This is a genomic window from Conexibacter stalactiti (assembly GCF_033542075.1).
GTDB lineage: Bacteria > Actinomycetota > Thermoleophilia > Solirubrobacterales > Solirubrobacteraceae > Conexibacter > Conexibacter stalactiti.
This window is the reverse complement of the sequence record NZ_JAWSTH010000033.1, coordinates 1-21,488: the sequence shown is the minus strand read 5'-3', so window position 1 is coordinate 21,488 and position 21,488 is coordinate 1. Positions and strand designations below refer to the sequence as shown.

Sequence of the window (21,488 nt, the reverse complement as noted above, 5' to 3'; positions counted from 1 at the left end):
GGGATTCTCCTATTTCGCGGGCACGCGGAGGAACAGCCGCCGCGACCACAGGTAGCCGAGCAGGGATATCAGCACGCACCAGCCGATCGCGAGCCACAGGTCGGAGTCTGTCGGCGCTCCGGTGATCAAGGCCCGCACGGTGTTGATGATCGGCGTGAACGGCTGGTACTCGGCGAACTGCCGCAGGCCCCACGGCATCGCGTCCGTCGGCACGAAGCCGCTGCTGATGAACGGCAGGATCATCAGGAACATCGGGGTGTTGCTGGCGGTCTCCACGCTGTCGGCCGCCAGGCCCATGCCGACGGTGAGCCAGGTGAGCGCGAACGCCAGCAGCACCAGCAGCGCGCCCGCGCCGAGCCACCCCAGCAGGCCGGCGTCGGAGCGGAACCCGAGCAGGAACGCGAACGCCGTCACGATCACCAAGGAGAAGGCGGTCTTGATCACCGCGCCCAGCACATGGCCAGTGAGAACCGACACCCGCGCGATGTTCATCGTGCGGAAGCGGGCGATGATCCCGGTGGTCATGTCGGTCGCGGTCGCGATCGCGGTTCCGAGCGCCACGCTGGCGACGGTCATGATCAGGATGCCCGGCGTGATGAAGACCAGGTAGTCGCTGCGGTCGCCGACGCCTGACTGACCCGGCAGACCGGCGCCCATCGTTCCGCCGAAGACGTAGACGAAGAGCAGCAGGAACAAGATCGGCTGCGCGACGAGCATGATCGACAGCGAGGGATAGCGGCGGATGTGCAGCAGGTTGCGGCGCAGCATCGTCGCCGAGTCACGGACGGTGTAGGTGGTGCTCATGCGGAGATCTCCTCCGTTGCGGGCGCCTCGGTCGCGTGGCCGGTGAGCGCGAGGAAGACGTCGTCGAGATCGGCGTTCTCGACGGTCACGCCGACGACGCCGTCGTCGTCGAGTCCGTCGAGCACCCGACGCAGCCCCGCGACGGTGCCGTCGTTGGGCAGCTGCAGGATGAGCGCCTCGGCGTCCGCGGTGGCGTCGGCATACGACGCAGCGGCCGCGGCCAGCGTTGCGGCATCGGTGAACTGCACCGACACCTGGCCGCCGGGCACCCGCCGCTTCAGCTCTGCGGCGGTGCCCTCGGCGACCAGCCGACCGCCGTCCAGGACGCCGATGCGGTCGGCGAGGTGATCGGCCTCGTCGAGATACTGCGTCGTCAGCAGCACCGTCACGCCGTCGGCGACCTGCTCCCGCACGATCGCCCACAGCTCGCGCCGGCTGCGCGGGTCGAGGCCGGTGGTCGGCTCGTCGAGGAAGATCAGCCGAGGTCTCGCGATGAGCGTCATCGCCAGGTCCAACCGCCGCTTCATGCCACCGGAGTAGGTCTGCGCCGACCGGTCGGCGGCGCCGACGAGGTCGAAGCGCTCCAGCATCTCGCTCACGGTGCCGGCGACGGTCGCCCGCTCCAGATGGGCCAGGTCGGCCATCAGCCGCAGGTTCTCGCGGCCCGTGAGCCGCTCGTCGATCGCCGAGAACTGCCCGGTGACGCCGATCGACGCGCGCACCCGGTCCGGCGCCCGACGCACGTCGTGGCCGGCGACGCGGATGTCGCCATCGTCGGCCGTCAGAAGGGTCGCGAGGATGTTGACGATCGTCGTCTTGCCGGCGCCGTTGGGGCCCAAGAGGGCGTACACCGATCCCTCCCCCACGGTGAGGTCAACGCCCGAGATCACCTCGTGATCGCCGTACGACTTCCGCAGCCCGACGACCTCGATCGCGTTGTTCCGATAGCTCATGCAGCGATGCTACGACCCTGACGCAGCGTCAAGGTCAAGGCGAATTCTGCTGCGCTGCCGCTACGCCGATCCGGCGGTCACGATGCCGTGCTCGTATGCGAACACAACCGCCTGAACGCGGTCGCGCAGCCCGAGCTTGAACAGGATCTGACCGAAGTGGCTCTTGACGGTCGCGTCGGTGATCACGAGCCGCTCGCCGATCTCGCGGTTCGACAGGCCGCGCGCGACGAGCGCCAGCACCTCGCGCTCGCGCGGCGTCAGCTCGTCGAGGACGGCCGGCGGCGGCCCGACCGGGCCGGCGCCCGCGGCGAACTCCGCCACGAGCCGGCGGGTGACGGACGGTGACAGCAGCGCGTCGCCGGTGTGAACGACACGGATCGCCTCGATCAGCTTCTCGCGCCGCGCGTCCTTGAGCAGGAAGCCGGCGGCGCCGGCGCGGAGCGCGCCGAAGACGTACTCGTCGAGGTCGAACGTGGTGAGCACGAGCACGCGCGGCGCGGGATCGAGCTGCGTGAGCCGCGCCGCTGCCTCGACGCCGTCCATGCGCGGCATGCGGATGTCCAGCAGCACCACGTCGGGCTGGAGCGCGCGCGCTTGCTCGATCGCCTCGACGCCGTCGGCGGCCTCGCCGACGACCTCGATGCCGTCCTGCGTCTGCAGGAAGAGCCGGAGGCCGGTGCGGATCAGGTCCTGGTCGTCGGCGATCAGGATGCGGATGTTCACAGCGGCAGTCTCGCAGCCACGCGAAAGCCGCCGCCGGTGGCGTGCCCGGCCTCCAGCTCACCGCCGAGCAGGGCGACGCGCTCGCGCATGCCCGTCAGGCCGTGACCTGTCCCCGTCGTGCCCGCGGCGCCGTCGTCGATGACCTCGACGTCGAGGCGCTCGCCGTATCTGAGCGCGACGGTGACCGATGTGGCGTGCGCGTGCCTGAGCGCGTTCGTCAGCGCCTCCTGCACGATCCGGTAGACGGACAGCTCGACGCCGCCGGGCAACGGCCGCTGCTCGCCCGTGACGCGCAGCTCCACCGGAAGCCCAGCGGCGCGGTAGTCGTCGACGAGCGCGCGCAGATCAGCCAGCGACGGCTGCGGGCGCAGGTCCGCGACCCGCTCGGGCTCGCGCAGCAGGGCGAGGATGCGCCGCAGCTCCGCGAGGCTCTCCTCCCCGCTCGCCTCGACCCGCGCCAGCGTGTGGTCGGCAACGTCGGGATCGCTGCGCAGCACGTCGCGCGCGCCGCGCACGCCGACGAGCATCACGCTGACCGAGTGCGCGACGATGTCATGCAGCTCGCGGGCAATCGCCGCCCGCTCCTCGTGGATGACGTTCCGAGCCTGCTCCTCGGCCGAGCGACGGCGCGCCTGCCAGTAGGCGCCGAGGAGACAGGCGATGACCGAGACGGGCGGCGAGTTGATCGATGCGACCTCCAGGATCACGGCCGTGGGGACGACAGCGGCGAACGCGACGCGCCGATCGCAGGTGTCCGCGACCGTGAACAGGGCGACCAGCACGGGCGCGCCGCCCGGGCTGTCCCCGAGCGCGGCCAGCGTCACCCCGCACGCGAGCGTGAAGGCCAGCACCGCCAGTGGGGCGCGACGGCGTGCGAGCAGCGCGGCGCCCGCCAGCACGGTGAGGGAGATGCCGCGGAGGGACGGCTCGCTCGCGTCGTCGTAGAGCAGGCTGAGCTCAGTGATCGTCGCGAGGACCGCGACGGCGAGATCGAGCGCGTGCGCCCTCGCCCCGGGTCCCGCTGCTGCGATCTTCGCGCCGACCCCGCCGGCGAGATCGAGCGCCCGCGCCCTCACGCCAGGTCCCGCCGCCGGTCGCTCGCGATCGCGACGACGAGGAGCGGCGCCGTCCACGCCGCGAGGACCAGCGCGGCCGCGCCGATCGACAGCGTGGTGTCGTGCGTCATCCCTGTCAGCACTTGCGCGGCGCCGAACGGAGTCAGGTTGCCGACCGCCTCGTCGGCCTTGGAGAGCAGGGGGTTCAACACGAAGTTCAGCATCAGCAAGGCGACGACGCCGGCGACCTGGTTGCGCACCAGCGCGCCGAGCGCCACCCCCATGATCACAAACAGCAGCCCCGCCCCCAGGTTGGCGCTTGCGACCGCCGCGACGTCGCCGACACCGAGGTCCGGGCCGGGATGGTCCGCGAGCAGCGGCAGCCCGAGCGCCAGTGACGCCGCCGTCATCGCCGCGGTGATCCCGAGACCCGTGGCGGCGTACACGCCCGCGCGGGCGAGCAGCAGCCGCACGCGCTCGTTGCCTGCCGCCAGTGCCGCGGGAGCCGCGGTGCGGTGGCGGAACTCCCCCGCGACTCCGACGACGCCGAACAACGCGAGCAGGAACGGCAGCCCGGTGAGCGCCTCGCGCTTCTCGCTGATCGAGTCGAGCTCGCCCGACGCGACCGCCACGGCGACGACGTTGAGCACCGCCAGCACGACACCGGCCGCGGTGTAGCCGAGCAGCGTGCGTGTGGTCAGGACCTTCAGCAGCTCGCCGCGGATCATGCCGTCGCCTCGAAGAAGAGGTCCTCGAGCGAGCCGTCCGCCGGGCCGCTGTGCACCAACTCGCCGCCGTTGAGCACGAGCACGTCGTCGACCGTCTGCTCAGCCTCAGCCAGCAGGTGACTGGAGATCAGGACGGTCCCGCCGGCCGCGGCCCGCTCCCGCAGCAGCTCACGCACCCAGCGGATCCCGCGCGGGTCGAGCCCGTTCAGCGGCTCGTCGAGGATCAACACGTCGGGATCGCCCAGCAGCGCCGACGCGAGCCCCAGCCGCTGGCGCATGCCGAGCGAGAATCTCCCGGCGCGGCGGCCAGCGGCCTCTTCGAGGTCCACCAGCTCCAGCACCTCCTCGACGCGGCGGCGCGGGAGGCCCGCCAGCGCGGCCAGCGAGCGCAGATGCGCGCGCGCCGTGCGGCCGGGATGGGCGCCGCAGGCCTCGATGTGGACGCCGAGCGTGCCGTGCACGACCGCGCGGCCCCTCGTGGGCCGCGCGAGGCCCGCGATGGCGCCCAGCGCGGTCGTCTTGCCCGCGCCGTTCGGGCCGAGGAACCCGGTGACGGCGCCGCGGCGCACGCTGAAGGACAGGTCGTTGACAGCGACGACGCGGCCATGGCGCTTCGTCAGACCTTCGACAGTGATCGAGTTCATGCGCCAAGGATCGACACCGCCGACCTCTCGCACATCGGCTCGCAGTCTGAACTTGGTCTCCGACCAGCGTCTAGCCTCCGGCCTAGTCGATCACGAGCTTGAGCGGTCTGCGGTGGCCGATCACGAGCGTGTAGCGGCGGTCGAAGAGGCGTCTGCGGACTGTCAGCGTCAGGCGGCCGCGCTTCAGCGTGCCGGTCGCGTGGACGATGCCGGCCCGCGACAGGCGCACGCCCCCGCCGGGCAGCGTTCTGGGCAGGCCCGTGCAGACGACCTGCCGGCCGCGGCGGGCGCTGCAACGGATGCGGAGCGTCGTCGGGGCTCTGCTTCTGGCGGCTGCTCTCGCGGGTGGTCTCTGTGACGGCGCGGGCGTTCCGCCACCGCCACCGCCCGCCGGCGGCTGCGGCTGCGGCGGCTGCTGTCCCCCACCGCCCGGCGACTGCGGCACGACGGGCACCGGCAGCCCGACGCCGCTCAGCGGGATGGCGATCCGACCGCCTGCGGACAGCACGTTCGCGACGGACAGCGTCGCCGACCGCTCGCCCTCCGCGCTCGGCGTGAAACGGACGCCGACGAAGCAGCTCTCGCCTCTGCTGAGCAGCAGCGTGGCGCAGCCGTCCGTGACGATCGTGAAGTCACTCGCGTTCAGTCCCTCGATCGTCGCGGACCCGAGCGGCGCGAGGAGATGGCTGACGGCCGTCACGGGGACGCTCACGACCGCGCTCCGGCGACCGCTCGTCTGCTCGCCGAAGTCGGCCGGCACGGTCCGCGTGATCGTGCGCGCGAAGAAGCGATCGCTCCCGCCGGACTGGCTCAAGTCGCCGATCGACAGAATCGACCCGTCGCCCAGCGGGACGAGCTGCCCGTTGTCCTGCTGCGAGGGCGGGTTGCCGGTGTCGATCACCGCACCCGTCGCCGGGTCGAGGACGACCGACCGCCGTGGGCCCGGAATGCTCGGCGATCCTCGCCCCAGCAGCAGCACGAGGCCGCCGGAAAGCGCGGCGGCGTCCGCGATCGGGAACGTCGCTCCCGCGAGCAACGACTGCACGCTGCCGTCGAGCGGGTCGTAACGGTCGACGCCACCGTCTGTCGGGTTCCAGAACTCGCCGACGGTGCCTCCGGCCAGCAGCAGCGAGCCGTCGGGCGTTGGGATCGCGGTATGCCGATACCGCACCTGCGGAAGCGGCTGAAGCGTCGTCCAGGTCCCTGTCCCCGCGTCGAACCGGAACACCCTGTCACTCTCGTAACCACCGCTCACGACGACGTCGCCGTCGGGCAGCTTCGCCGCGGTCGCGAGGTACGTCGCGACCGGCAGCGGGTCGACCGGCGTCCAGCTGTCCGCCACCGGGTCGTAGCGCGCGGCGGTCGCCGTCGGGCCGAACGGCCCTCCCCCCATGCCCGTCTCGTACCCGCCCGCGACCAGCACCGTTCCGTCGTCGAGCGGGGTCGCGGTGTGGTTCCAGCGGTGCAGCGCGAGCGGCGTTCCCTGCTCCCAGCTGTCGGTGGCGGGAGCGTAGAGCTGCACCAGGGTGACGTCCTGCCCGCTCACGATCCCGCCCACGACGAGCACGCGCCCGTCCGGGAGCGTCACCGCCGCGAGGCCGCCGCCGTTGCTCGGGTGCGGGATCGGGCTCCGGTCGCTCCACGTCCCGGTCTCGACGTCGTACCGCGCGACGCCCGGGTCGACCGTCGGGGGCGCACCGAGGTCGCTGCTCCCTTCCAGCACGAGCGCGTCGCCGTCGGGCAAGGTCACCGCGACCGACTGGAGATGCCCCTGGAGCGGTTCAGCTCTCGTCCATCCGGTTGGCGCGGGCCCCGCAGCCGCTGCGGCGGGCGCGAGCGCGACGCAGAGGAGCAGGGTGAGCACGAGCGACGGCAACGTCCTGGCGGGCTTGGGCATGGGCGGTCCTGGTCGGTGAACGGGCGACGTGCCCCGAGTGGTCGGCGGCGGGCGGGAAATCTGGATGCCGGCGCGCCAGGATCGCACCGCGGTCGGACGTCGAGGCGCTCGACAGAGATGAGTAGTCACTGCTCATGACGACGGCACGGCCGTACACAGGCGCGAGATCGCTCGGTCGCCCCGCGCACCGCTACCTGCGCGTGCTGGCACGCTGAGCGGCGCGGGCCGTGCGGCTGCCGTCGACGCTCCGAAGGTAGCGCGCGTCGCGACGTTCGACCGACGACGGGCGTCGCCGGCGGCGTCGATAGTGCGGCGCATGCACACCGCTCCCATCGCCGTCCGGCTCGGGGCCGCGGCCGCGCTCGTCGCGGCCGCGGCATTCGCGACGCTCTGCGGCATCCACATCACGCACGGGACCTTCGACGACGATCCGTCGACCACCGTCGAGTACGTCAACCTGCTCGCCTTCGCGGTCGCGCTCGCCGGCTCGGCGCTGGCCGCGCCGGCGCTCGGCGCCGCGACGGCGGCCCCGGCGTGGGCCACGCGGCTCGCCTGCGGCGGACCGCCGCTGGTGCTCGTCGGCGTTCTGGCGACCCTCGTCACCGGCAGCAGCCCGAGCTGGTTCGGCGTCGTCGCGGTTCCCGGCAACCTCGGCTGGCTCGCCGGCCTCACGTGGATGGCCGTCGTCGCCTGGCGCGGTCGCACGCTGCCGCGCTGGGCGGCCGCCGGACTGCCGCTGACGGTGATCGCCGGCGTCGGCCTCGCCCAGCTCGGCGGCGGGATCGTGCCCGCGCTGCTGTGGGCCTACCTGGCCGCCACGGCGCTGCGGACGAGCGTTCCGCGCGCCGGCCAGCTCGCGTCCTGAACACCGCCGTCGTCGTGCCGGGCGCGGCGCCGTGCTGCCCGCGGACGTGCGCGCCGGGCGGGTCGTTGCCCGCCCGGCGCGCGCTGTCGCAAGCGCGGCTCGGCCGCCGCTCAGCGCGTCACGCGCACGGCGACCGTGCGCGTGATCGTTCTGCCGCCGAGCTGCAGGCGGAGCTGGACGCGGTGCGTGCCGACCCGTGCGGCGGCGCCGACGCGCAGCCGCAGGGTCACGTTGCGCGACTGGCCGGCGGCGAGTGTCGCGACCCGCACCGCGCGGGTGCGGCCGGCGCGCAGCGCTCTTGGCGTGCGCACGGACGCGGTCGCGGACGGCAGCGCCGCGCTCGTGCCGTTGCGCAGCGTCAGCGTGTACTGCGCGGTGCGGCCGCGGCGGACCGACGCTCTCGAGGCTCTCGCCGAGACGACGAAGGTGCCGTCGCGGCCGGCGGGGCCGGCCGGCCCGACGGGTCCGAGCGGTCCGACGGGACCGACCGGACCGCCGGCGCCCGCGGGGCCGCCGGCCCCGTCGTTGCCGGAGCTGCCCGGCTCGCCCTGCTCGCCTCTCGGCCCCTGCGAGCCGTTCTGCCCGTCTTCGCCGTCGGCCCCGCTCGGCAGCGTCGTGCTCGTGCCGCTCAGCGCCACCGTCGCCTCGCCGCCGGGCAGATTGCCCTTCACGACGAGGTCAGCGCTGGAGGTCGCCTGCACGCGCGAGGGCGAGAAGCGCAGCTGCACGCGGCAGCTGTCGCCGATCCCGAGCGTCAGGTCGGCGCAGTCGTCCTGACCGATGAGGAACTCGCCGGCCGAGTCGTCGTCGTCCGCGCGCACGCGCACGCCGTCGACCACCAGCTTCTGCGCCCCGCTGTTGGTGATCGTCACCCACTTGCCGAGGCTGGTCGTGCCAGCCGCCTGCGGGGCGAATGTCGGCGCGGCCGCGTCGACCTGCGCGCCGACGGTGCCGGCGAGCGTGAACAGATCGGTGCGCGCCTTGCGATGACGCGGGTTCGACTGCTGCTTGTTCTTCGTGCCGCCGGGCGCGAACTCGACGAAGCCCTGGTCCATGATCAGCCGCACCTGCGCGCCGGGGACGAGCGTCTCGGGCATCGCGCCGAAGCCCTCCCACGCCGCCGGGGCGTCGGCGAACGCCTCCTCGCTGTTGGGCACCGGCGTCGTCAGCCGCACCGGCGCGTCATCGCGCTCGCCGGTCCAGCTGAACAGCGCCTGCTCCGGGGTGCCGCCGCCCGGGTAGAAGCCGCCGAGGACCAGGTACTGGCCGGCCGCGTTCTTGCGCAGCTCGCGGATGCTCATGCCGTCGAGGTCGAGCAGGATCGGATCGGCGAAGCGGGCGCTCGCGTCGCGACCGCTGGTGACGCCCTCGAGGTTGAGCAGCGGCACGATCAGCGCCTTCCCGCCCACCTCGTGCGGCAGCACCGGCGAGCGGAAGCCGAGGTAGAGCGCTCTGTCGTCGGGCGAGAACTCGACGCCCTCGAGGTTGAGGCCGCTGAGTCTGTCCGGTCTGCCGCTCTGGGCGGCGTCGAGGCCGAGCGGGTTGCCGTTGGCGATGTCCCAGGCGACGAGGTCGCGCCGCACGCCGCCGTAGGCGCCGATGCGCGTCAGCTCGACCTGCTCGCCGCTGCCCGAGATGCGCGTCGCGATGACCGTGTGCCGGCTCCGCTCGACGCCGCCGGTCTTGTTGTTGCCGTGCGAGCCGAACCAGTAGGCGACGTCGCCCTTGCGCGCCGAGGACTCGTGGTCGATCTCGCCGCCGGAGCCGTCGTCGGGGTTGGGCGAGGCGCCGATCGGAAAGTCCCGCAGTGCCGGACCGGAAACGTCGTCGCGGTAGAGGAACAGCTCGTTCGACTCGTCCTCCGCGACGATCATGTAGCCGTCGCCGACGTCGATCGCGGTCGAGGGATCGGAGACGCCCTGCAGCACGCGGCTCGTCGTCGTCGTCGCGTTGGTGGTGCCGTAGGGGACCGCCAGCGACGCCGTCTTGCCGCCGGCGCCCGTCACCGTCAGCGTCACGTCCGACTGCCCGAATGCGATCGGGGTGAAGAGGACCGAGCGGCGCGGGCCGGTTCCGACGACGGTCACGCCGGCGGTCGGGAGCGACAGCTCGTTGGCGGAGGCGGCCGTCACCGTCAGGTCCGACGGCGGGACCGGGTCGCCGTACTCGTCGAGCTGGCTGACCTCGATCGTCACGCCGGGATTGGTCGGGTCGCCGACGACGCCGGCCTGGTCGGGCACGTTCGAGGTGATCACCGGCGCCGCAGCGCCGGCCGGGTTCGGCGGCGAGACGGCGACCGCGATCTTGCGGGCCGGGGTCGGCAGCAGGGTCGCGGCGACCGCGTCCGTGACGAGGTCGACCATCACGACGTTGCCGGAGGTCGCCGGGATCCACGCCTCGCGGCCGTTCGGCGTGATCACGAGGCCGGTCGGCGTGCTGTTGGTCGCGCTGATGTCGACGTCGTGGCGCTCGCCGGTTGCCAGCTCGAAGGTGGAGAAGGTGCCGCCGACGGCCGGGACGTACAGCTCGCCGCCGTCTCTGGAGAGCTCGACGGCGCGGGCGTTGCCGGTCGTCGTCAGCGTTCTGGTGACGGTTCTGCTCGCGAGGTCGAAGACGAGCACTCTCGCGCCGTTGCCGGCGGCGACGTAGACGGTCTCACCGTCAGCGGAGATCTCCATGTCGCCCGAGCCCTGCGACGCGTCGATCGCGGTCGCGGTGCCGGTCGTGAGGTCGACGGTGACGAGCGCGTTGCGGCGCGCGGTGATCAGCGTCTCGCCGTCCGGCGTGATCGCGACGCCGCCCTCGGAGACGTTCAGCCCGCTCGCGCCGGGGATCGCGATCGCCGTCCCGAGGACCGGCGTCGCGCCCGACAGGTCGATCGGCACGACGGTCGTCGTGGTGATGACGTAGAGCGTGTCGCCATCGGGCGACACGACGCCGCCTCTGGCGTTCGTCAGCGCCGCGCCGGTGATGTCGGTCCCGAGCGCGTTGGTCGCGACGTCGACCGGCGTCACCTTGCCGGTCGAGCTCGTGCCGCTGATCGCGTACGCGGTCAGCTGGTCCGGGGCGATCGCGATGTCGTTGAGCGTGCCGTTGACGCTCAACGACGTGCCCAGGGCTCTCGTGCCGAGGTCGATCGGCGCGACGAAGCCGGTGCTGGTCGTGCCGCCGACGGCGTAGACGGTCGAGGCCGCCGACGCGAGCGACGGGCCCGCAAGCGCAAGCGCGAGCGCCGCGCCGGACGCGGCGAGCGCGCGGCGGCGGGTGGACGCACGCGCGGGACGGGCAGCGCCCGCGTCCGGGGACGCGGGCGGCGTGGGGATCGTCAAGGAAGGGCTCCTCCGGGGAATGACGGACGAGCGTCACCGTGACCAACGCTGACACGCCACCTGTGATCTCACGGTGACGGTGCTGTGAAGATCGTGCGGAGGCGTGTTGCGGACGTGTGACGACGCGCGCTCAGCGGCGTCTCGCCGCCTTCCGCGGCGGCTTGCCGGAGCTGACGACGATGCGGACCGAGCTGCCGGCTCTGTACAGGCCGCGGCCGGGCTGCGTCGAGATCACGGCGCCCTTCGGAACGCTCGCCGAGCGTCTCTGCGTGACCTTGCCGATCTTGCAATCGAGCTGGCGGAGCAGTCCGCGCGCGACGCCGCGCGCGAACGCGCCAGTTCTTGGAGCAGTGCGGCGCCGCTGGGTCGCCTCCTCCCCCGCGCCGCCGTCAGCGAACCCGCGCGACCGTCAGCACGCCGTCGTTGAAGAAGCCCTCGCCGCTGTCCTGGACGCCGCCCGTGACGACCTGGGAGCCGCCTTCGAGCGGCAGCTCGAAGCTCATCGGGCCGATGCCGGGGAGGCCCGGCCCCGGCTGGCCGGGGACCGGCGGCGGGTCGAAGCTGCCGGTTGAGGGGCAGTCGACGCTGGCGGTCGCGATCGCGCGGTCGTAGCTCCACGTCACGCGCAGCCTGCCCTCGTCGGTGCGGTCGAGCTCGACCGTGAAGGTGCCGCCGTCGCCCACCGGCGCGACGTAGCCGCATTCGTGCTTGGTCGTGAAGACGAGCCCGTTCCAGGTCAGCGGCCCGGTCGCGGTCCAGGCGTTCTCGCCGACCTCTCTCGCCGGGACGGTCACCGCGATCTGGCCGGCAGCGTCGTGGGTGGCGAAGACGCCGCGCCCGTCGACGTTGAGCGCCACCGTGTAGCCGCACTCCTCTCTGTCGGCGCGCTTCAGCGCGACCTTGCGCGCGTACTCCAGCCCGGCGAGCATCAGCAGGTCCGTGTGGACCGCGGCGGTGACCATCGCCTTGATGTTGTCGATCGAGCGCAGGTCGCTGTACCCGATCCCGCGCGCGTAGTTCCAGCCGCCCTTGGGGCCGAAGACGCCGCCGGCGGAGTCGTCGAAGTGCTCGGCGTCGCGTCTCAGCGCGCCCTCGACGTCTCTGGAATCGAGGATCGCGTCGCGGCCGAAGCCGCGGCCGAGCCGGCGGCCGCGGTAGGTCTGCGTCGGCACGCCGCTGCCCGACGACTGGAAGGTCGTGCGGACCTCGACGTCGAGCGTGCCGTCGGCCCGTGAGGTGTAGGTGAACTCCGCCTCGACCGACTGCTCGACGACGAGCGGCGGCTTGCCGTCGCGCTCGACCGTGATCTTCACGCTGCCTCTCGCCTTCACGCTCCCTCTGCGCTCACCTCTGTCTGACGGGCAGGCCGCGATCTTGTCCTCGAATGAGACCCTCGCTTCCCCTCTCACCCGCTCGAGGTCAGCCGCGAGCTTGTCAGTCAGGCCGGGCGCCAGCTCGGTGATGCCGTCGCGGCTCGCCTCGACCGTCGCGGTGGCGGTCGTCGTCGAGCCGCTGTCGGCGCCGCTGACCTCCTGCATGCCGATCGTCAGCGAGCCTCTGACGCCGTCGTGGGGCGCGAACGTGGTCGTCTCCGTGTCGCCGTCTCCGGCGGCGGCAGCGCGGGTCGCGCCGGCCGCGGCCGCCGCCCGCTTCCAGCCGTCGAGCGTCACGTCGACGATCCGCCGCGCACCTCTGCGACCGAGCGCCCGCTCCAGCCGCGCGCTCGCGCGCGGGTCGATCGCCTGCGCCCGGTGCAGCGCGTCGGTCATCGTCCCGGCTTGACCGATCGCCGTCGCGCTCGGAGCGGGCGGCTTGCCGACGGCGAGCGCGCGGCAGCGCAGGCGGCCACGCCGGTCGCGCACGGGGACGAGCTTCCGGCCGCGCTCCCGCACGATCGGGACCGTGTCCTGCGGGCAGCGCTGCTTCGTCGGGCCCTGTCTGGCGCCAGCAGGGGCGGCGGCCCCTGCGACGGCCGGCGCGGTGACGGGAATCGCCGCGGCAGCGAGCGCCAGCAGCAGGAGGGGAAATGAAAGGAGGAGACGCACCGCGCGAGTAAAGCCGCGGTCGCGCCCCTCCCACCTCCTCCGAAGGTCGCTCGCCGTCGGGCGGAAAGGCTGATTCGCCGGCCCGACGGCGTCGTGCCGGCCTCAGCGCGGCGCGATCACGCGCAGCCAGCGGTGCGCCGGCCGCGAGAAACCGTGCTCGGTGCGCGCTCGGATCGTCAGCCGGTACAGCCCGGGCGTCAGTCTCAGCCGGATCGTGCGGCGGCCGGAGACGGTCGCGACGACGGCGGTCGGCGCCAGCCTGCTGACCTTCTGGACGCCCCGCAGCCTGCCGGTGAAGCGGCGGTTGGGATCGGGCGCGGGGCAGCGCGCCATCCCCTTCGTCCCGACGCCGCGCGCGATCCGCAGCTCGACCGGTCGCAGCGTCGCGAGGCGCAGCCGGAAGTCGACGCGCACGACGCCGCTGGCAGTCGGGCGCACGCAGTTCGGCGTCAGCCGGAAGCGCTCGATCGCGCGACGCTTGACGGGCGGCTTTGCCGGCCGCGCCGGTGCTCCGGGAGCGACCGGCGGCGCCGGCGTCTGCGGGGCCGCGGGCGGCGCCGGCACCACCGGAACGACCGGCGGGCCAACCGGCGGATCGACGGGCGGGTCGACCGCTCTCGTCGCCCCCACGCCGGCCAGCGGCGCGGCCGGCGAGCTCTCGGCGTTGTCGTCGAAGGTCAGCTGCGCCGCGCGGGCGCCGACGGCCGAAGGCGTGAAGCGGACGCGCACGACGCAGCTGGCGGCCGGCGCCAGCTCCCTCCCGGCGCAGCCGTCGGTGACGATCGCGAAGTCGCCGGCGTCGGCGCCCGCGATCGCGCTGCCGTCGATCCACATGCGGTTGCCGCCGGCGTTGGCGACGGTCACGTCGCGCTCGACCGTCTCGCCGACCCTCACCGAGCCAATCTCGGGCACGGTCGAGCTGCGCTCGGTCGGCGGCGTGAACAGCTCGGCGCTGCTCAGGCTGCTGCCGCCGGCGGCGAGCACTCTGCCGTCCCTCAGCGTGGTCAGCGACGGCAGTGCCCGCAGGTCTCTCATCGCGTATGCGGAAGAGATCGCTCCGCTCGCCGGATCGATCAGCGGAGTCGTGCGGCTGGCGTCGTTGGTGACCAGCACGCGACCGTCGTCGAGCGTCGCCGCGTACGCGATGTTCCCGCCGTACGGCAGTCTGCCGCCAGACGACCACGACCCGGCCGCCGGGTCGTACAGCTCGATCCCGGACACGAAGCCGTCGCGGTTGACCCCGCCCGCGACGAGCATCCGGCCGTCGGGCAGCGACGCCGTGGCGGCCTGGCCGCGCGCCGTCGCCATCGAGGCGGCCGGGCTCCAGCTGTTCGTCGCCGGATCGTAGACGTCGGCGCTGGCGTGGAAGGTCGTCGACGGGCTCGCGTTGAAGCCGCCCGTGGTGAGCACTCTGCCGTCCGCCAGCAGCGCGGCGTTGAGGTTCTCGCGCCCGTCGCTCATTCTGTTCGCGGTCGTCGTCCAGAAGCCGGTCGCCGGGTCGTACACCTCACCGGTCGCGCTCGCGAGGCGCGCGTCGTCGGAGCCGCCGATCACCAGCACTCTGCCGTCGCCCAGCAGCACGGCGGAGTGGCCGTTGCGCGGCGTGTTCAGCGCGCCGGTCGCGGTCCAGGTGTTCGCCACGGAGTCGTACACCTCGGAGCTCGTCGTGATCCCCGTGGCGGTATCCCCGCCGGTGACGAGGATGCGGCCGTCGGTCAGCCGCGTCGCCGAGGCGTAGTGGCGCGGGACGAGCACCGGCGCAGCCATCGTCCACGTTCCGGTCGCGGTGTCGTAGCGCTCGGCGGACGGAACGTCGAAGCCGCCGTCGAAGCCGCTGATCGCCAGCGGGTCGCCGTCCGGCAGCAGCGCCACGGCGTGAGCGCGGTTTCTGACCGCCATGCTGCCGGTCGGCTCCCAGCCGGACGCGGCGAGCGCCGGCGCGCCGGCGGCGAATCCCAGGGCCGCCGACAGTCCGACGACGATCCCTGTGCGACGCAGCGTTCTGGTGACCATCGACGGACCGTACAGCGAGACTCAATCGTCTCGTTTTCAGCACGGGGCGCGGCGCCGCGCGAAGCGGGACGCCGCGGCGCCGCCCCTCCCTACTTCGTCGCGCCTCTCTGCAGCTCGGAGACGTCGATCGACTCGCCGGGGATCGGGATCTCGAATTCCTCGTCCCAGCCCTCGAACGTCATCACGCCTCTGTCGTCCTGGGCGGTGATCCGCAGCGGCAGCGGGGTGCCGGTCGTGGCGACGTCGAGCGTGCCCTCGTCGCTGACGAGCGCGATCGCGGGCCGGCCGTCGACCTCCGTCGCCTCTCCCTTCTCGATCCCCCCGCTGGGGTCGAGCGACTCCTCCAGCAGGCGGTCGACGTTGGCGAGCGCGGCGACGCCGGAGAACTGCGGGTCGTCGACCGGGCCGGCGAGCCATCTGTCGCCGATCAGCTCGGCGAGGCTCGCGCCGCCGATCTCCTCGTAGAAGGCGTCATCGCCTCTCATGAAGAAGCGGTCGCCGGCGGCGATGATCTCGAAGCTCGTGTCGCCGACGGTGACGCTGCCGACCGAGCCCTCGTCGCGCACGAACGTGATGTCGAACGAGGTGTCGTCGACCTCGCCGATCACATGGACCGACAACGCCTGCTGCGCGGAGGTTCTCGCGGCGGCGAGGATGTTGTTCGCGCTCTGGCCCGCGAAGCCGTTGTCGGGCAGGTCCTCGGTCGTCGCGGCAGGCGACTCGGTCGTCGTCGCGGGCGACTCGGTCGTCGTCGGCGAGGTCGTCGCGGTCGTGTCGGCGGCCGGCGTCGTGCCGGCGCTCGTGGTGGTCGCCGGCTCGTCGGAGCCGCCGCAGGCGCTCAGCGCGGCGGCGCACAGCAGCGCGACGGCGCCGAGGCGCCAGTGGTGGTCGAAGCGGTCCATCGTCCCAGCATGCGGTGCGGCCGCCCGGCGCCCAATGCACCAACGGCGACCGCCGCTCTGCCGAACGTCAGACGCGGATGTTGCGGTGGTACATCAGGCGGGCGAAGAGGCCGCCGGTGACGAACATGAACATCGCGTAGACGGCGGCGGGGATCGTCAGCACCGCCGCCAGCGAGGCGCCGATCGCGATCGCCAGCGTCGCGTTGTGGACGCCCAGCTCCAGCGCGATCGCGGTCGCGCTGCGGTCGTCGAGACGGGCCAGCTTCGCGACCGAGAAGGAGACGACCATCGCGGCGACGTTGAGCGCCAGCGCCGCCGCCGCGACCTCGCCGAGGTTCTCGAGCGCCGTCTCGTGCTCGGCGATCACCGCGCCGACGACGACGAGCAGGAACAAGGTCACCGCCACCTTCGCGACCGTCGGGCGCGCCGCCCGCGTGCGCTCCGGCCAGCGGGCGCGGATCGCCATGCCGAGCGAGACCGGCACGACCGTCACCAGCAGCACGCGCGCGACGATGCCGCCCATCGCGACGTCGCCGACGAGCGCGCCGGCGTCGAAGTGGTTGGCGGCCAGCTCCAGGTACAGCGGCACCGTGACCGCGGCCGCGAGGCTGCTGATCGCCGTCATCGTCACCGACAGCGCGGTGTCGCCGCGCGCGAGGTGCGTCAGCACGTTCGCCATCGTGCCGCCGGGTGAGGCGCCGAGCAGCACGAGGCCGACGGCCAGCCCCGGCGACAGGTCGAACAGCGTCGCGATCGCGAACGCCAGCGCCGGCGAGATCAGCAGCAGGTTCGCCAGGCCGATCGCGACGCTGCGCGGCTGGCGCGCGATCCGCGCGAAGTCCGCGCGCGTCAGCTCCAGCCCGAGGCTGATCATGATCACGCCCAGCGCCGCGGGCAGCAGGATCGTCGTGAGCAGCGAGTCTTCCATCCGCTCACGACCCTAATCCGGTTCGACGGCGCCCGCGCCGGTCCGGCGGTCGCCCGCCGGCCGTCGTCGCCGCGCGCGGCGACGACGGCGGAGCGGGCGAGCTCGCTAGCGGCTGGCCTTCTTCTTCGCGCCCTTCAGCGTCACCTTGACGACGCGCGTGACCGTTCTGCCACCTCTGGCGCTCACCTTCACGCGCACGCTGACGGTCGTTCTGCGGCCGGCGAGCCGCTTCGCCGCGGCCTTCGTCAGCTGCACGCGAACGGTCGCGCTGCGGCCCGCGGCGATCGTGCGCGGCGCCAGCACGATCGCGCGCAGGCGCTTGCCGGCGATCTTCAGCGTCACCCGCTTCGGCACGGTGACCGTGCACGCTCTGCCGCCGGCCGGGCAGTTGAGGCGCGCGATCTGCGCGACGCGCCGGGCGTTGACGGTGAGCGCCGTCTTGCCGGGCACGATCGCCTCGAGCGCCTTGACCGGCTGCGGCGCGACCGGGGCGACGGGCGTCGTCGGCGGCGCCGGGATCACCGGCGTGACCTGCGGCTGCGGATCGGGCTCGGGCGTGCCGAACGTGGCCGACAGCGCGATCGGGTCGAACGGCTCGCCCTCCGGGTAGTTGCCGAAGACCGCGCGGCCCGCGGAGGTCAGCGCCGTCTCCAGCCCGCTCCAGTCGAGCCCGCCGTCGCGCCCGACCGGATCGGACGGCAGCGTGACCGTCACGAGCGGGACGTTCGTGCGCGAGACCGGGTCCGGCGCCTCCATCGTCGAGCCGTTGGTGTCGGCGTAGAGCGTGCCGGTCGCGCCGTTGGCGACCAGCCGCAGGTTCGAGAAGGTCGTGTCGAGCTGCGGTCTCGTGCTGCCCGGCACGTGGTAGTCATGGCCCCAGAAGCGCACGCTGCCGCGCAGCCTCAGCTCCAGCGCCTTGGTCGCCGGGTCGTAGCTGCCGCCGCGGATGCCGAACCGGACGATCTCCGAGCCGGCGTCGCGGCCGTCGCAGAGGTTGCCGGTCGCGAGCGTGCCGGGCACCTGCGTCGCGCCGCCGGAGACGACGATGCCGCCGCGCGCGACGTTGCCGACGATGTAGCAGCGCCAGCGGTTCGCGAAGCCCCAGTCGAGCGTGCCGCCGCCGAACGTGACCGCGCTGGTGACCGGCGCCGAGACCTTCAGCGTCACGGTGCGGGTGAAGACCGTGCTCCAGGCGTCGGAGCCCGGCGTGATCTGGTTGCGCAGACGGGCGCGGAACTGCGCGCCGTCCATCTCGACGGCCGCGTTCGGGACGCGCAGGAAGCCGCCGTCGACGTCGAAGTCACCGGACTCCGCGTCGACGTCGGTCCAGAAGCCGCCGACCTTGCGCTGCCACTGGATCTGCGGCGCCGGGTTGCCGACCGGCATCACCTTCAGCTCGGCGGTCGTGCCGCTGGTGACGGCGACGTCGGCCGGCTGCACGGCGATCGCCGCGGCGGTGTTGACCGTGATCGTCGCGGGCGCGGCGACCTGACCGGCGACGTTCGTGAAGATCGCCCGCACCTGGCGGCCGTTGTCGTCGGCGGTGACGGGGAGCGTCAGCGTCCCAGCGGTCGCGCCGGGGATGTCGGCGAAGCGGCCGGTGGCGCCGGCACGGGTCTGCCACCGCACCGTCGGCGTCGCAGTGGTGCCGCCCCAGCCTCTGCCGGTCGCGGCGGCGGTGAAGGTCGCGGTGCCGCTCTCGACGCCGGCCGCGAGCGGGATCGTGACGTCCTGCGGGGCGGTCGTCACGCTGGCCGCGTAGGCGACGCGCTCGTACTTGATCAGCGATCTCTCCGAGCTGACGTAGACGGTGCCGTTGGCGCCGGCGGCGACGGCGACGGGGTTCAGCACGAAGACGCCGATCGGGCTGCCGACCGAGAGCACGCCGGCGGCCTTCGATCTCTCGACGAAGCCGATCCGGTTGGTGGCCGTGTCGACCGCCATGAAGCTGCCGCTGCCGATGTCCATGGCGCTCGCGAGCACCGTGCCGAGCCCGAGTCTGACGCGCTCTCCGACCTGTCTGATGACGCCGTCCTCGTCGCGCTGGGCGGTGAAGACCTGGCCGTGGTAGTTGGTCAGGTAGAAGCCGCCGCTGGGGATCGGCTGGACCGTCGTCGGCTTGTTGAACTGCTCCTGAACGGCGGTCGGGTTGCTGTAGTCGCCGGGCAGGTAGGAGGCGGTCGCCGTCGTGCCGTCGAAGGTCAGCCGCACCGGCCGCTGGCTGGCGGCGGTCACGACGACGTCGCCGTAGCCGTCGACCGCCAGCGCCGCGCGCGCGTCGGCGTTCATGCTGACGCCTCTGCGGGTGTATCTCGTCTGCACCCAGGCGCCGCTCTCGCGCTTCCAGGTGACGAGCTCGTCACCGTTGGCGGCGAAGAGGCGGCCGCTGTGCCGGTCGTAGGTGAGCACGTTCGCGGTGAAGGTGCCCGGGAGCGTGGTCTGGCTGTAGCTTCTCGCCGCGCTGTCCCACTCGAAGGCGTACGTGGTGCCGGCGCGGGAGTCGAACAGCATGCCGGTGTTCGGGTCGCCGGTCGACGCCGGGTAGTTCTCGAACATGACGCTCTGGCTGGAGCCGAACGGGGTGCCGACCGGCGCGAGGGTGGCGGGATCGAGCGCGACGAGGCCGTCGCCGCCGCCGACGACCGTGTGCAGCAGGTTGTGGCCGTAGTCGTAGTGGATGCCGTACGTCTTGCGCTCCGGATCGGGCGTGACGCGCGCGGTCTCGCTCAGCGCCAGCGAGCCGGCGGCGACGAGCGGCTCCTCGGTCGATCTCGGCAGGCCGCCGGGGCCGGTGTAGGTCGTCGACACCGAGTCCATCGGGTTGCCCGTCGGGTAGTTTCTGCTGAACGCTCTGGCGCCGTCGGCGGTCAGCGCCGTCGCGAGCGCGCTCCAGCTCGTTCTGCCGTCGGCGACTCTGAGCGCGTCGGCTCTCAGCGCGATCGTGACGAGCGAGATCTCGCCGAAGTCCTCGAGTCTGCCGGTCGACTCGCTGCGGCTGATGACCTTGACGCTCAGGCGGGCGTCATCGCCGTCGATGGTCAGGCGCGGATCGCTCATCGTCATGTCGAGCGCGCCCTCGTGGCCGGTCCAGCGGACCGTGCCGCCGAACTGCAGCTCGGCTCTGTGCGTCTCGGGGTCGTAGCTGCCCGATCTGAACGGCCAGCGGTAGCCGTCGGCCCCGCCGAGGTACTCGACGCCGCCCGACCAGGTGCCGATCCCCGTGTAGTTGCGCCAGGAGAGCTTCATGCCCCACAGCAGCCCCTCCCCTTCCGTGATCGCGACCGCGCCGGCGGCGTCGGCGCGCGCCGGTGCGGTCGCGGCCGTCGCGACGAGCATCGCGGCGGCGAGGAGTGCCGCGATCAGCGCCTGCCACGCTGACCGCGAAATGGTGCGGTGGGACATCTGTACCTCAAGCGTTAGGGAACCCTTATTAGGTTAGCCTAACTTGGCACCTCGCCACCACCGGCCCGAGCGCTTGCGAAGACCGGAACAAGGCCCGTCACCGCTCGCTTTCAGGCCCGTCACAGAGCTCCTTTCCGGCGTGTTCCGCCGCTACCCGTTCGTACCCCGCAGCGCGACGAACTGGGCGCGCACGTTGCCGCCGTAGCCCCCGGCCGGCGTCGCGACGATCCGCACCGTCAGCGCCGCTCCGGCGCGCGCGAGGCGGCTGCGGCCGCGCTTGGCGAGCGTCAGCGCGACCTTCGCGGTGGCGCCTGCGCGGATCGTCCGCGCGGCGGCGCGCGCGAGCGTCTGGCCGCCGCCGCTGACCGAGATCGCGCCGATTCTGCATGCCGTCGGACCGAAGCAGCCGAGCGGGATCGTGACCGCCCCTCTGCGCGAGACGAGCAGCGTCGTGTTCAGCACGACCAGCCGCGCCGGACCGCCGACCGCGAACGACTGCGCCGTCGCGCTCGCGCCGCCCGCGCTCGCTCTGACCGTGCACTGCAGCACCTGCCCGGCGTCGGCCTGGACCGGCGCGTAGCTCGATGCGGTCTTGCCCGCGATCGCGATCCCGTTGCGCAGCCACGCGTAGGTGAAGCTCGGCGTCGTCGCGGCCGCCCACGCGCCCGGGTTGCACGTCAGTCTGCCGCCGACCGTCGCCGTGCCGGTGACGACCGGGACGACCGTGTTGGCCAATGTCGCCGTCGTGGCCGCGGGGACGAGCACCGCCGGCGTTCTCGCGATCGCCGAGCCGGCCGCGTTGGTCGCGGTCACCTGGCAGGCGAGCTGCTCGCCGACGTCCTCTCTCTGCACGGTGTATCTGGCGCTGCTCGCGCTCGTGATCGCTCTGCCGCCGCGCAGCCAGGCGTACGCGAGCGCCGGCGTGGCGCTCCACGCGCCCGGCTCGCAGGTCAGCTGTCTGCCGACCGCGACGACGCCGGAGAGCGTCGGCTGCGTCGTCACGACAGGGGCCGCGAGCGGCTCGTAGGTGACGATCGCGACGCCGTCGGTCAGCGCCGTCGCAAGGCTCTCCGAGGTCGCGGTCGCCGCGGTCGCGAGGAAGTTCTGCCCGCCGGCGCCGCCACCGCCGCCGGCGCCGTAGTCCGTGCCTCTGGAGGCGCCGGCACCGCCACCGCCGCCGCCGGTCCAGCCGCCGCCACC

15 protein-coding genes and 1 pseudogene are annotated in these 21,488 nt (G+C 73.1%); 1 reads left to right on the top strand and 15 read right to left on the bottom strand.

The features are described from left to right. Positions 1-9 precede the first annotated feature (9 nt). From R7226_RS13910 to R7226_RS13880, 7 genes are all read right to left on the bottom strand, one after another. A complete protein-coding gene (locus R7226_RS13910; protein WP_318597773.1) occupies positions 10-804 on the bottom strand; it encodes an ABC transporter permease in 795 nt (264 codons plus the stop codon). Then, positions 801-1,757, bottom strand: a complete 957-nt coding sequence (locus R7226_RS13905) for an ABC transporter ATP-binding protein (RefSeq protein ID WP_318597772.1) — start codon at positions 1,755-1,757, stop codon at positions 801-803. Before R7226_RS13905 ends, R7226_RS13910 begins: the two co-directional genes overlap by 4 nt. Positions 1,758-1,817: 60 nt before the next feature. Further along, positions 1,818-2,480, bottom strand: coding sequence for a response regulator transcription factor (locus tag R7226_RS13900; protein WP_318597771.1), 663 nt, complete (start codon positions 2,478-2,480; stop codon positions 1,818-1,820). Next, complete coding sequence (locus R7226_RS13895) at positions 2,477-3,556, bottom strand: sensor histidine kinase (protein WP_318597770.1); 1,080 nt, start codon at positions 3,554-3,556, stop codon at positions 2,477-2,479. The genes R7226_RS13900 and R7226_RS13895 overlap by 4 nt, the downstream gene beginning before the upstream one ends. Then, positions 3,553-4,185 (bottom strand): hypothetical protein, encoded by a 633-nt coding sequence (locus tag R7226_RS13890; RefSeq protein WP_318597769.1) that lies wholly within the window; start codon positions 4,183-4,185, stop codon positions 3,553-3,555. Before R7226_RS13890 ends, R7226_RS13895 begins: the two co-directional genes overlap by 4 nt. A gap of 74 nt (positions 4,186-4,259) precedes the next feature. Further along, positions 4,260-4,907 carry an ABC transporter ATP-binding protein gene (locus tag R7226_RS13885; RefSeq protein ID WP_318597768.1) on the bottom strand — a complete coding sequence of 216 codons (648 nt, stop codon included), beginning with the start codon at positions 4,905-4,907 and terminating at the stop codon, positions 4,260-4,262. 82 nt (positions 4,908-4,989) lie between these two features. Further along, positions 4,990-6,657, bottom strand: a complete 1,668-nt coding sequence (locus tag R7226_RS13880; RefSeq protein ID WP_318597767.1) for a kelch repeat-containing protein — start codon at positions 6,655-6,657, stop codon at positions 4,990-4,992. A 463-nt stretch (positions 6,658-7,120) separates the two neighbouring features. Between R7226_RS13880 and R7226_RS13875 the strand changes: the two genes are divergently transcribed. Further along, positions 7,121-7,669, top strand: a complete 549-nt coding sequence (locus R7226_RS13875; RefSeq protein WP_318597766.1) for a hypothetical protein — start codon at positions 7,121-7,123, stop codon at positions 7,667-7,669. Positions 7,670-7,779: 110 nt separating this feature from the next. On the opposite strand, the gene R7226_RS13870 is transcribed toward R7226_RS13875, so the two are convergent. The 8 genes and pseudogenes from R7226_RS13870 to R7226_RS13840 all read right to left on the bottom strand — a co-directional run. Next, complete coding sequence (locus R7226_RS13870; RefSeq protein WP_318597765.1) at positions 7,780-10,998, bottom strand: YncE family protein; 3,219 nt, start codon at positions 10,996-10,998, stop codon at positions 7,780-7,782. A 130-nt stretch (positions 10,999-11,128) separates the two neighbouring features. Further along, complete coding sequence (locus R7226_RS31730) at positions 11,129-11,305, bottom strand: PASTA domain-containing protein (RefSeq protein ID WP_404827841.1); 177 nt, start codon at positions 11,303-11,305, stop codon at positions 11,129-11,131. A gap of 82 nt (positions 11,306-11,387) precedes the next feature. After that, positions 11,388-13,043, bottom strand: a complete 1,656-nt coding sequence (locus tag R7226_RS13865; RefSeq protein WP_318597764.1) for a hypothetical protein — start codon at positions 13,041-13,043, stop codon at positions 11,388-11,390. Between the two features lie 102 nt (positions 13,044-13,145). Beyond that, entirely contained in the window at positions 13,146-15,056 is a 1,911-nt protein-coding gene (locus R7226_RS13860; RefSeq protein WP_318597763.1) for a kelch repeat-containing protein, read from the bottom strand. Positions 15,057-15,145: 89 nt separating this feature from the next. Then, positions 15,146-15,958 (bottom strand): hypothetical protein, encoded by an 813-nt coding sequence (locus R7226_RS13855; RefSeq protein WP_318597762.1) that lies wholly within the window; start codon positions 15,956-15,958, stop codon positions 15,146-15,148. Between the two features lie 67 nt (positions 15,959-16,025). Continuing rightward, complete coding sequence (locus R7226_RS13850) at positions 16,026-16,886, bottom strand: bile acid:sodium symporter family protein (protein ID WP_318597761.1); 861 nt, start codon at positions 16,884-16,886, stop codon at positions 16,026-16,028. 105 nt (positions 16,887-16,991) lie between these two features. Continuing rightward, complete coding sequence (locus tag R7226_RS13845; RefSeq protein ID WP_318597760.1) at positions 16,992-20,288, bottom strand: HtaA domain-containing protein; 3,297 nt, start codon at positions 20,286-20,288, stop codon at positions 16,992-16,994. A gap of 150 nt (positions 20,289-20,438) precedes the next feature. After that, positions 20,439-21,488, bottom strand: a pseudogene (locus R7226_RS13840) (hypothetical protein); the annotation flags it as partial.

Bases quoted from the DNA above. Each gene is read 5' to 3' on its own strand.
- R7226_RS13910 (WP_318597773.1), bottom strand. From the start codon at position 804: ATGAGCACCACCTACACCGTCCGTGACTCGGCGACGATGCTGCGCCGC.
- R7226_RS13905 (WP_318597772.1), bottom strand. From the start codon at position 1,757: ATGAGCTATCGGAACAACGCGATCGAGGTCGTCGGGCTGCGGAAGTCG.
- R7226_RS13885 (WP_318597768.1), bottom strand. From the start codon at position 4,907: ATGAACTCGATCACTGTCGAAGGTCTGACGAAGCGCCATGGCCGCGTC.
- R7226_RS13875 (WP_318597766.1), top strand. From the start codon at position 7,121: ATGCACACCGCTCCCATCGCCGTCCGGCTCGGGGCCGCGGCCGCGCTC.
- R7226_RS13860 (WP_318597763.1), bottom strand. From the start codon at position 15,056: ATGGTCACCAGAACGCTGCGTCGCACAGGGATCGTCGTCGGACTGTCG.
- R7226_RS13855 (WP_318597762.1), bottom strand. From the start codon at position 15,958: ATGGACCGCTTCGACCACCACTGGCGCCTCGGCGCCGTCGCGCTGCTG.
- R7226_RS13850 (WP_318597761.1), bottom strand. From the start codon at position 16,886: ATGGAAGACTCGCTGCTCACGACGATCCTGCTGCCCGCGGCGCTGGGC.
- R7226_RS13845 (WP_318597760.1), bottom strand. From the start codon at position 20,288: ATGTCCCACCGCACCATTTCGCGGTCAGCGTGGCAGGCGCTGATCGCG.